The 10,585-nt window shown below is 31.1% G+C and carries 11 protein-coding genes, 1 tRNA gene, 1 rRNA gene and 1 other RNA gene; 4 read left to right on the forward strand and 10 right to left on the reverse strand.

The window, feature by feature from the left end:
- A partial coding sequence (locus tag BUB34_RS12215; RefSeq protein WP_143153381.1) for an IS3 family transposase occupies nucleotides 1-313 on the forward strand: 313 nt, incomplete at its 5' end.
- Here the strand turns inward: BUB34_RS12215 and BUB34_RS12220 are convergent.
- The 8 genes from BUB34_RS12220 to BUB34_RS12255 form a co-directional block, all read right to left on the reverse strand.
- Nucleotides 287-1,777, reverse strand: a complete 1,491-nt coding sequence (locus BUB34_RS12220; RefSeq protein WP_073127679.1) for a cell wall-binding repeat-containing protein — start codon at nucleotides 1,775-1,777, stop codon at nucleotides 287-289. The two genes, BUB34_RS12215 and BUB34_RS12220, sit on opposite strands and share 27 nt — an antisense overlap.
- 149 nt (nucleotides 1,778-1,926) lie before the next feature.
- Entirely contained in the window at nucleotides 1,927-2,934 is a 1,008-nt protein-coding gene (gene galE / locus BUB34_RS12225; RefSeq protein WP_073127681.1) for a UDP-glucose 4-epimerase GalE, read from the reverse strand.
- Between the two features lie 24 nt (nucleotides 2,935-2,958).
- A complete protein-coding gene (galU, locus tag BUB34_RS12230) occupies nucleotides 2,959-3,831 on the reverse strand; it encodes a UTP--glucose-1-phosphate uridylyltransferase GalU (RefSeq protein ID WP_073127683.1) in 873 nt (290 codons plus the stop codon).
- Between the two features lie 102 nt (nucleotides 3,832-3,933).
- Nucleotides 3,934-4,353 (reverse strand): hypothetical protein, encoded by a 420-nt coding sequence (locus BUB34_RS12235; RefSeq protein WP_073127685.1) that lies wholly within the window; start codon nucleotides 4,351-4,353, stop codon nucleotides 3,934-3,936.
- Nucleotides 4,354-4,355: 2 nt separating this feature from the next.
- Complete coding sequence (locus BUB34_RS12240; RefSeq protein ID WP_073127686.1) at nucleotides 4,356-5,843, reverse strand: hypothetical protein; 1,488 nt, start codon at nucleotides 5,841-5,843, stop codon at nucleotides 4,356-4,358.
- Nucleotides 5,844-5,889: 46 nt separating this feature from the next.
- Nucleotides 5,890-8,040, reverse strand: coding sequence for a hypothetical protein (locus BUB34_RS12245; protein WP_073127689.1), 2,151 nt, complete (start codon nucleotides 8,038-8,040; stop codon nucleotides 5,890-5,892).
- 265 nt (nucleotides 8,041-8,305) lie between these two features.
- Nucleotides 8,306-8,644: RNase P RNA component class A (gene rnpB / locus BUB34_RS12250), an RNA gene on the reverse strand.
- 119 nt (nucleotides 8,645-8,763) lie between these two features.
- Nucleotides 8,764-9,012: a Mor transcription activator family protein gene (locus BUB34_RS12255; RefSeq protein ID WP_073127691.1), complete on the reverse strand. Its 249-nt coding sequence runs from the start codon at nucleotides 9,010-9,012 to the stop codon at nucleotides 8,764-8,766.
- Nucleotides 9,013-9,264: 252 nt separating this feature from the next.
- Here BUB34_RS12255 and BUB34_RS12260 point away from each other — a divergent pair, with 252 nt between their 5' ends.
- The 3 genes from BUB34_RS12260 (at nucleotide 9,265) to BUB34_RS13975 (ending at nucleotide 10,005) form a co-directional block, all read left to right on the forward strand.
- Complete coding sequence (locus tag BUB34_RS12260; protein WP_073127693.1) at nucleotides 9,265-9,486, forward strand: DUF1659 domain-containing protein; 222 nt, start codon at nucleotides 9,265-9,267, stop codon at nucleotides 9,484-9,486.
- Between the two features lie 113 nt (nucleotides 9,487-9,599).
- A complete protein-coding gene (locus tag BUB34_RS12265; protein WP_073127695.1) occupies nucleotides 9,600-9,827 on the forward strand; it encodes a DUF2922 domain-containing protein in 228 nt (75 codons plus the stop codon).
- Nucleotides 9,828-9,858: 31 nt separating this feature from the next.
- Nucleotides 9,859-10,005, forward strand: a complete 147-nt coding sequence (locus BUB34_RS13975; protein ID WP_073127697.1) for a YvrJ family protein — start codon at nucleotides 9,859-9,861, stop codon at nucleotides 10,003-10,005.
- 61 nt (nucleotides 10,006-10,066) lie between these two features.
- On the opposite strand, the gene BUB34_RS12275 is transcribed toward BUB34_RS13975, so the two are convergent.
- A tRNA-Thr gene (locus tag BUB34_RS12275) sits at nucleotides 10,067-10,142 on the reverse strand.
- Nucleotides 10,143-10,249: 107 nt separating this feature from the next.
- A 23S ribosomal RNA gene (locus BUB34_RS12280) occupies nucleotides 10,250-10,585 on the reverse strand; the annotation flags it as partial.

Here is a 10,585-nt window from a genome sequence, read left to right on the forward strand (position 1 = left end):
TATTGAAATATTACACACGGATAGAGGAAATGAATTCAAAAATAAAATAATAGATGACTTATTAACTACATTTCAAATCAATCGTTCCTTAAGCAAAAAGGGCTGCCCTTATGATAATGCAGTAGCAGAAGCTACCTTTAAAGTTGTTAAAACAGAGTTTGCTTTTAATAGAATCTTTGAAAGCTTTGAAGAGCTTGAATATCTCTTATTTGATTATGTAAATTGGTACAATAATAATAGAATACATAGTTCATTGAATTATCTTACCCCTGTAGAGTATAGAGTATTAATGTCCGAGAAAAAAGTGTGCTAAAAAAGGTTGACAATCCACTTCCCCATTTATATTATCTCTTTGAGTTAGTATTATAGGTTGTTTGTCTTCTCCTGCTTTAGATGCTATTGAAAGTGCATCTGGTTCTCCTCCTCCATATACAACGTATGCTGTTTGGATTTGTTCTTTTGTTTCAAGTTCTTTTGCTATTTTAAATGCAGTTTCGTATCTATCGTTTCCTGCTATTCTCTTTGGCTCTACTTTAAATCTAGCTTTTATTTGATTTTCAACTTCTGATCCTATAGCATTGTTTCCACCTATTAGTATTATTTGACTTGGTGCTAATCTTTCTATTTCTGCTATAGTTTCATTTGGTAGTGAAGTAGTGTTAGTAAGTAGTATTGATGCATTGTAGCTATTTGCTAGAGGTGTTGCTGTTATTCCATCTGCTATAGCGTTACCATTTACTAATACTACTGTGTCTGTATTCTCTGGTGTCCAGTTTCCTGATGTACTTACCTTTTTGGCTGTATCAAATCTGTTTTCTCCTATTACTGTATCCCAGTTTGGATTTATTGTTCCATCTGGATTAAATGTATATTCTTTACCATCTATTGTAATTTTTCCTGTTGCCATAACTCCATCTGTTCCTAGATAGTATTGTTTGTTGTCTATTTGTTGCCATCCTGTAAGTAGTTGTCCATCTTGTGCGAAGTAGTATTTCTTATTATCTATTTGTTGCCATCCTACAACTCTTGCTCCGTCATTTCCTAGGTAGTATTTTTTATTGTCTACTACTTTCCATCCTTTTTGCATAACTCCAGATTCGTCAAAGTAGTATACTTTTCCGTTTAGTTTTAACCAAACTTTTTTGTAATAACTTCCATCTGATTTTACATAGTAAGTTTTACCATTTTCTGTTTTCCATCCAGTTTTTATTGGAGTTGGCTTTGGTGTTGGCGTTGGTTTTGGTGCTGGCTTAGAATTTAAGTTTATACCGTTTTTTTGTGCTATTTTTGCATAAGAATCATTGCTGTAGTTTATTATTACAGTTGTCCCAATAGGAACTTGGTCAAACAGCCATCTAATTTCATTGTTGTGCATTCTTACGCAACCACCGCTCACGTGTTTTCCTATTGAACTTGGGTTGTTGTTTCCATGTATTGCATATGTAGTTCCATTTGTTCCGTTTAATCTTAGTCCTAGCCATCTATCTCCTAGTGGATTTCTAGGGCTACCTCCCGGAATATTTGTCTTGTAATAAGGTCTATTTTTTATCTTATTAACTATCTTAGTCTTTCCTAGTGGTGTCTCAGTTCCTTTTTTACCCGTGGCTACACTAAACTCTCTAACTAACTTAGTGTTTACAAAATAACCAAGCTTATTAGTCTTTGAGTTTATAATAATTAGGTGGCTATTAGCAGCCTCAGCTTGAGGAATACCACCAACTAGTACTAGTGCTAATGTCATCATTATTATCACAGATTTTCTAAAAATATTTTTCATTTTATTTCTCACCCCTTTACTCAGTAAATTATATCATAAATTGTTTATTTTAAATCCAGTAAGAGGATATTTTTACCAATTTGTTACTTTATTGTATTTTTAGATTAAAAAAGAGACTAATAGATTATTTAGTCTCTGCTTTGTATATTTTATATTTTTTTAGAGTGTGTATTTTGCCATCTCCATGAATCTTCACACATTTCATCAATTTTATACTTTGCCTTCCATCCAAGTTCTCTTTCTGCTTTAGATGAGTCCGCAAAGCACATAGCTACGTCTCCCGGTCTTCTACCTACTATTTTGTATGGTACTTCTTTTTTACTTGCTTTTGAAAATGCTTTGACTAAGTCAAGTACACTGTAGCCTTTTCCTGTTCCAAGATTATATGTAACTAACCCTGGATTTTCCTCTAGTTTTTTTAGTGCTTTTACATGCCCATCAGCTAGGTCTAGCACGTGAATATAGTCTCTCACTCCCGTACCATCGTGTGTAGGATAGTCGTCTCCAAACACGCTTAGCTCCTCTAATTCTCCTATTGCCACTTTTGTTATATATGGCATTAAGTTATTAGGTATACCGTTTGGAAGTTCTCCTATTTCGCCGCTTTTGTGAGCCCCTACTGGGTTAAAGTATCTAAGTATCGCCACGTCTAGCGTTTTATCTGCCTTACAAATATCTCTAAGCATATCTTCTATCATAAGTTTAGTTCTTCCATAAGGATTAGTTGTAGATAATGGGAAGTCCTCCAAAATCGGGCAAGTATGAGGATCCCCATAGACAGTAGCCGATGAACTAAATACGAATTTTTTTATATTGTATTTTTTCATTAATTCAAATAACGACAATGTGCTTATTAAATTGTTGCTGTAGTACTCCATAGGTTTTTCCACAGATTCTCCTACTGCTTTTAATGCTGCAAAATGTATTATAGAATCAATTTTATTTTCTTTAAATACAACTTCTAATTTTTCTCTTTGGCATATATCTAGTTCATAGAATCTAACTTTTTTTCCTGATAATTTTTCTATTTTGTCGATTACACTTTTGTTGCTATTGCACAGATTGTCGACAATAATTACTTCATAACCAGAATTTAAAAGTTCTATTGATGTATGACTTCCAATATATCCTGCGCCTCCAGCTACTAAAACTGCCATGTCGTCTACCCCTTTTCTATTCACTTATAGGTTTTTATCTATTACACTTTTCATGTAATTAAGTAGATCATCTCTGATGTTGTCTCTTTTTAGTGCAAAGTCTATAGTGGCTTCTAAGAACCCTATTTTATCACCAACATCGTATCTTCTACCTTCAAAGTTATATGCATATATTGCCTCTCTTTGACCAAGAGTTTGAAGGGCATCTGTTAATTGGATTTCTCCTCCCTTTCCTGGTTCTTGATTTTCTAATATGCTAAATATTTCTGGAGTTATTATATATCTACCTAGTATCGCTATATTAGATGGTGCCTCATCAATAGATGGTTTTTCTATCATGTCTTTTACTTTGTAGATTCTGTCTTCTATATGTTTAACATCTAATATTCCATATTTATTTACGTCTTCTCTAGCTACTTCTTGAACTCCTAAAACTGTAGTCTTATATTCATCATAAGCATCTATTAATTGTTTTAGACATGGCACCTCAGAATCTACTATATCATCTCCAAGTAATACTGCAAAAGGCTCATCTCCTATAAAACTTTTTGCACAGTGTATTGCGTGTCCAAGTCCCTTTGGTTCTTTTTGTCTTATATAATGTATATTGACCATATTGGATATGTCTCTCACCATATCTAGCATTTCTGTCTTTCCTTTTTGTTCTAGTTCTAACTCTAGTTCAACAGATTTGTCAAAATGGTCCTCTATGGACTTTTTATTTCTTCCTGTTATTATTAGTATTTCTTCTATTCCAGAGCTTATTGCTTCTTCTATTATATATTGTAAAGTAGGCTTATCTACTATTGGAAGCATTTCTTTTGGTTGAGATTTTGTTGCTGGTAAAAATCTTGTTCCAAGCCCTGCCGCTGGTATTATAGCTTTTTTAACAGTCATTTAGATATTTCCTCCATAAATTTTGTTTTATTCCACACTATAATATATCATATTTATAGTATTTCTTCAAATTCGCTTTGATTTTACTAATTAATACTCATATTAATACTCATAATAGTAGTTTATTTCTTCTTCTATTTCTTCGATTTTTTTTACCTGATCTTCAGGTGTCATTTCCCCTTTGTAGTAGTATATTTTTTTTACTTTTTTAGAATATACTTTTTTCTTGATTTTATCTGAATTCTTAGGATTATCTCTCTCTTTAGGTTGTTTTTCGTATTCTTTTAGATTTTCTTTTGATAGATTTTCTTTTGAATTTAGGTATTTATCTATTTCTAACTCATCAAATAATTTTATGTCTTCTCCTATATTTAAACTTTCTTCTATATCATCTGCACACAGGTCTATTTGACTAACTTCGTCTGTACTTGAGTCTAGGTCTAATTCTTCATACTCAACTTCTTTTTTATTCTCTAAATCTAAAAATTCAAAGTCAGAACCCCAAATATTCTTGCTAAACATACTTACTCTCCCCCTATAAATAGTATTTCCTCATCCAAGTTACACATATCCCTATCTATTGCTACGGATATCTTGTTTATTAAATCTTTTCTCCTTAGATTTGTCATTGGATTTAGGCTAAGCTGCTTGTATAGGTATAGATCTGTTATTCTTTTAAACAGTATATCTTTGATTTTTTCTCCTTCTCCAAGCTTAGAGTATTCTTTTTCTAAGGTTTTAAACAAATTAAACAAAGATGTATTAGCCTCTTCTACATAATACGGGTACATCGTATCTATTAAATGATTGAGCTTATCTATTGATTGATGTGTAAATACATTTAGTTTGCTAAGTTCTGTGTTTTTTATATTTTTAGTTTTATATATTTCCATAGCATCTTTAGATATAAGCGGTACTAATATATTTCTTCCTAGTGCTAAGTCGATTGAATTAGATATTCCCATACCTATTCCAAATTCTTTTGTGTTTATTTGTGCTAGGTATTTACGTTCCCTTATCTCGTCATATATAGAAAATGTTATTTGACTTAAGTTTTTTTCTATATCATTTAAGTATCTGTTTAGCTGCCTAGATATTGTAAATAGCTGCTTTTGCAGAAGTTTAAATACTTTTATATCTAAAGTTTTGTCAAATTTACTAAAAAGCTTTAAATCAGATACTTCCATTATTTTTGGCATATATGCAGCTACTGCATCAAACTGATTTTTTTGATTTTGAATTTGATAGTAAAGTATGTTTACTATGGCTACTTTTTCATCTTCTCCGAGTGTAGGTCTACCTTGTTGTTTAGATTCTTTTATTATTTTGTCTATCTCTAGTTTTGTATAATACAGGTCTCCAAAGAAATCAAATAATATTATATCGTTCATTGATTTGGACCAATTCATATATAAGTCTTTCATAGATGCTTTTTTTAGAATATCCTCTTTTGAATATACAAATGTATTTCTTATAAGCTTTTGTATCAAAGACTCACATACATTTATCCTAATAGATTTTTCTAAAAACCTTATTTCTATTTCCTTGAAGTTTTCGTTTTTATTGTTAGTTTCATTATTTATAATAATGTCATCTATTTCATGATTTTTTATTGTTATTATATCTTCTTCTAGTGATTTTAGGAGCATGATTCCCCTTTCATCATGTCCTATAAAAAATGGTGTATTATTAGTTGTATAGCCTACTGTGTCTTTGTCTATATCTTCAATATCATCTATCCCAATTTCTATTAGACTTTTCCTAGAAGTGTTTATATTGAATATATTTAAACCATCGTATAGTATTATCCACCCTTTTAGTACAAGTTTTTGACACTCACTTATCAAAACTTTATTTATAAGTTTTTCGCTTATTCTCTTAAAAAAAAGCAGATTATCCCCTTGTCTTGATATTAAAATCTCTTCTTTTTTATAGTCTATATCCCCAATATGTCCAGATAATTCACAGTGAATTATTCTATTTTTGATATCTAATTCTCCGATTTCCAACATATTATCCCCCAGTTTACTTACAATAAATTTTAGTCGATTTTATTTTTTAGTTAACTTGACTTATACCTTCGTATATTCTGTCTAGTTTTTCTACATACTCTTTACCATTTGACTGTGAACCTAACTCTTCTTTTAGGTTGTAGTACTCTTTTTCTAAATCTTCTTTAGGCATATCTTTAGATTTTAATTCAAATAAATCTATCTTGCAGTCATAGTATCTATTTCCCTGTAATATGTATGTTGAAATAGATTTTTTTGCTAACTCATTGCTTTCTGATTTAGCTGAGGCATAATCATCGTATTCATTTATTTTTATTCTAAAGTGTCCATTTGCCTCTACTATAGTACCATCTACGCCTTTTGCCCTGTATTCTTCCAAAGTTTCCTCTGAATTTTCTCTTAATTTATGAGATGCAGCATAAACTATATAGTATTTCCCTTTGCCATCTTTATATGATTCCATTTCCTCTGTTTTAGATTTAATCATGGCTTCTCTTTCAATTCTTTCTTTTTCTTCTGGGCTTATTTCTTCTTTCTTTTCTTCTTTTTTATCTTCTTTTTTATCTTTTTGCTGTTGTGATGTTTCCTGTTGTTTTTTTGCCTCTAATTGATTTTTCTTTTCTTTGTTTGTTATGATTGCATACACTGCTCCAAAGGCCAATACAACTGCTATTAATACAGAAGTAATTGCAAGTATTTTTTTCTTTTTCTTTTTTCTTCTCTTTGTTGATTTTTTCTTCAATACTTTTAAGTATTCTTCTTCTATATCTTCATCATCTGTATCTTCGTCTATCTCTTCATAGACTTGTTTTTCTTCTATACTTTCTTTTATATCTTTAGCCTGATTTTCATCTATTTTATCTTCTATAATTTTATTTTCATTAGCCTTGTTTTCCTCTATTTGTTCTTTCCTAGGTTGACTTTCATCAGCTTGATTTTCTCCAGTTTGATCTTCCTCTGTAATCGCCAAATAACTTTGTATATCTTCAGTTTTATTCTCTTTTTTACTATCTTTTATATTCTCTTTTTTATCTTCTATTTCCTCTTGTATTTTTTCGTCATTTTTCTCTATATTGTTTTTTCTAGCTGGATTATTAAAAGATTTGTTTTTATCTACACTCTCTATAATAGATACGTATTTAGCTATATCTACATCATTAGATTCTACACATTTTTTTAATGCTATATCATGATTTTTCAATTGTTGGTATTTAGTTTTTATTATATCTATTGATTCATTCCAAACTTCAGTACTGATATTTAATTTATTTTCTATAACATATGACATATAGTCCTGAAAATTCTTTTCACCGAATTCACCAATTATAACAAGTCTCATAGCACCTTCCACTATATCCTTGTCTTTTCCCCTTAAAAGTCCTAATAGTATGGCTGAACTAGCAAACTCTGCTATTGAATTTTTGCCAAATCCATACCCTTCTCTATACAACATTCCTTCTATTAGACATAATTTTCTATATTTATTTTCTATGGCTTCAAATATAACGTCATAGTTTGACTCTTTTATTCTTCTTAAAAATAGTTCTTCTAAGTCATTTCTACTTTTTTTGATGCTATCATTGTTTTCTTTGTAGTATACTTTTCCACCTACAAACTCCTCTGAACTAGATAACATTTTATTTACAGAGAAAATTAATTCTCTTTTTAACTCTCTTTTTATATCTCTTGGATCTTTAGAAAGTAAACTTAGATTTTCATTTCTATCTAAACTTATCTTTCTTAAAGTTATATTTAATAAATCCTTGTATACATTTAGTACTCTATAATCCTTTTCTAAACGCTTTATCTTGTCTTCTGGTTGCATCTTGTCATAAAAATTAAAACTATTTAGGTCGCTCTCTTTTAGATTTTCTACGCCTTCTTCTCTGATTTTGTTTATATATTCTCTACATTTATCAGCTATAATTTCCAGCTCTTCTTCTAGTGAATCTATGTTTGGTATAGATTTTTGTTCTATCCACTTTCCTATTAAAGGCTCTGTATTTCTTATTAATGTTTTATAAAATAAAATATTGAATTTCAATACTTCGCTGTATTTATCTTGGTCAGAGTTTAATTTTTCTAACTTTTTTTCTAGAATATCATCTAATTTTTCGTTAATTCTTGTTTCTTGTTTTAAAAATGCTTCGCTTACATTTAAAACAACTCTACTTATAACACTATTATTTTGACTCAATCTATTCACTCCCTAAACAAATTATTTATTGTATACTTTATAATTATTGTCATCTTAGATTCCATAAGTTTGTATACTTATGATTATACGCTCTCATTTTGATTTACAATAAGTATTGTTTATAATTTCCTACATTTACTTATTATATCACATATTTCCACACTTACATTATAACATTTTAGCTGCAAAATCCTATATATACTAGCTTTTTTGCTAAATAATTGTAAAAAAAAACACCAGCTAATTAGCTAGTGTAACTTTTAGTAAATTGAGCAAATCTATAAGCGGAGTTCTGTATTAGATAATCATCTTTCTAGGCTTATTGTCACCAATAAGCTCAAGCGACCTACCTACCGGAGAGTGCGAGCAACACTCTTTAGTCCTATCTTGGTCTTGCTCCAGGTGGGGTTTACATAGCCGACTAGTCACCTAGCCGCTGGTGAGCTCTTACCTCGCCTTTCCATCCTTACCACAAATGTGGCGGTTTATTTCTGTTGCACTATCCTTAGGATCACTCCCACTAGGCGTTACCTAGCACCCTGCTCTATGGAGCTCCGACTTTCCTCACGTAGCCTAAGCTACCTGCGATTATCTGATTTACTTAATTTACTGACTTTTACTATATTATCATAATATATCTATCATGTCAAAATGTAATTTTTAACTATATGAATTCACAGCCTTATTAAGGCTAGTTCAATCTTTATTTATTGTTTTATTGTTTTATTTTTTATCCTTTGCTATTCTGATTATATGGTTTACACTTACCCCGTACTCTCTAGCCAATTGTTGTGCATTTACCCCATTAAATTTTTTTGCTATGTCTCTATTTTTTCTACTTCTTATCATACTGTTATAAGTAGGTATATATATAGTTCCTCCTCCAAATACTTTTACTACCTCTTCAAATAGCTCTGTCCCCAAAATCTCTATTAAGTCTTCAACTTTCTCCGATACGTTATTAAATAACATCAGCGATTCCCCCTTTAAAACAAATAAACCTTTCAAACAAATAAATTTAAAATAACTAAACTAGCCTTAATTAAAATATAATATCGACAAAAATATTTTTCCAATAACACTTTATTTCAACTATAAACGCCAATAAATGTTATAAACCGATTATATTTCCATTTTAATATTTTATATAATACGATGTACTTAACAAAGCAAACAAGACTTTTCTTGTAGCTTTGATTATCTAAAATTTAAGGAGGTAATTTTATGGCAATATTATCAGTTAAAAATCTTTCAAGTATCAAATTAAAACTCAACTATGGTGTGGACCTAAATGGAAAGGCTGTTGTAAAAAGCAAGACTTTCCCAAATGTTAAGGCTGATGCTACTGACGACAGTATATTTGAAGTTGCAAATGCTCTTGTTAAACTTCAAGAACATTCACTTGTAGATGTTATCAGAGTCGACAATACTTCTTTATCTGCTTAGAGTGAACTAGTCAATATGATTAATTATAATAATTAATCATACTTTGCAGCAAAACACAACTTAATACAAGATATGTACTTAAAGTTAAAAAATCAATTATCGGAGGTAATTTTATGGATGTTAAAACAAAGTTAGTTATGGTTTTTAAAACTTCTTCAGACAAACAGGTGTCTTTTTCAATAGAGGACCCAAAAGATAGTCTGACTGAACAAGAGATCAAAAGTGCTATGGAGTTGATAGTTAGTCAAAATATATTTGCTCCTAATGGATCTACCCTAGCATCTGCTGTAGGTGCTAAAATTGTCAAAACAGACACTACTGACTACGATTTAGTAATTTAATTGTAGTACTTTAGATTGGAAGTGATTTTAAGTGGATGGTAATTTGCAAGCTCTTATTGCCAATGTCGGTTTTCCTATCGCCCTGTCAATGTACTTACTGATAAGGATAGAAGGAAAATTGCAGGCACTAACAGATAGTATCTACGACTTATCCAAAAACATATTAGAATCCAAATAGAGGTTAGTATTTAGGATTCCTACACAAAAAGACCTATGAAATTTTCATAGGTCTTTTTTAATGGAGCTGGCGATAGGAATCGAACCTACAACCTGCTGATTACAAGTCAGCTGCTCTGCCAATTGAGCCACGCCAGCGCAATATGTATAATTAAATATCCTGTATATATCTAACACATTCAAAACTGTATATATATTAATAATATGAATCATCCTGTATTAATCTTCAGTGAAGATTAATAATATTGGTCAAGTCCTCGATCTATTAGTATCAATAAGCTAAATACATTGCTGCACTTACACCTTTGACCTATCAACCAGGTAGTCTTCCTGGGATCTTAACCTTGCGGTGGGAAATCTTATCTTGAAGTTGGCTTCGCGCTTAGATGCTTTCAGCGCTTATCCATTCCGTACATAGCTACCCAGCCATGCCCTTGGCAGAACAACTGGTACACCAGAGGTACGTCCATCCCGGTCCTCTCGTACTAAGGACAGGTCTCCTCAAATTTCCTACGCCTGCGACGGATAGGGACCGAACTGTCTCACGACGTTCTGAACCCAGCTCGCGTACCACTTTAATG

The organism is Asaccharospora irregularis DSM 2635 (assembly GCF_900129815.1).
GTDB classification, from domain to species: Bacteria; Bacillota; Clostridia; order Peptostreptococcales; family Peptostreptococcaceae; genus Asaccharospora; species Asaccharospora irregularis.

Excerpts from the sequence above, each read along its gene's own strand:
- BUB34_RS12220 (WP_073127679.1), bottom strand. The coding sequence starts at position 1,777 with ATGAAAAATATTTTTAGAAAATCTGTGATAATAATGATGACATTAGCA.
- galE (WP_073127681.1), bottom strand. The coding sequence starts at position 2,934 with ATGGCAGTTTTAGTAGCTGGAGGCGCAGGATATATTGGAAGTCATACA.
- galU (WP_073127683.1), bottom strand. The coding sequence starts at position 3,831 with ATGACTGTTAAAAAAGCTATAATACCAGCGGCAGGGCTTGGAACAAGA.
- BUB34_RS12235 (WP_073127685.1), bottom strand. The coding sequence starts at position 4,353 with ATGTTTAGCAAGAATATTTGGGGTTCTGACTTTGAATTTTTAGATTTA.
- BUB34_RS12240 (WP_073127686.1), bottom strand. The coding sequence starts at position 5,843 with ATGTTGGAAATCGGAGAATTAGATATCAAAAATAGAATAATTCACTGT.
- BUB34_RS12255 (WP_073127691.1), bottom strand. The coding sequence starts at position 9,012 with ATGTTATTTAATAACGTATCGGAGAAAGTTGAAGACTTAATAGAGATT.
- BUB34_RS12260 (WP_073127693.1), top strand. The coding sequence starts at position 9,265 with ATGGCAATATTATCAGTTAAAAATCTTTCAAGTATCAAATTAAAACTC.
- BUB34_RS12265 (WP_073127695.1), top strand. The coding sequence starts at position 9,600 with ATGGATGTTAAAACAAAGTTAGTTATGGTTTTTAAAACTTCTTCAGAC.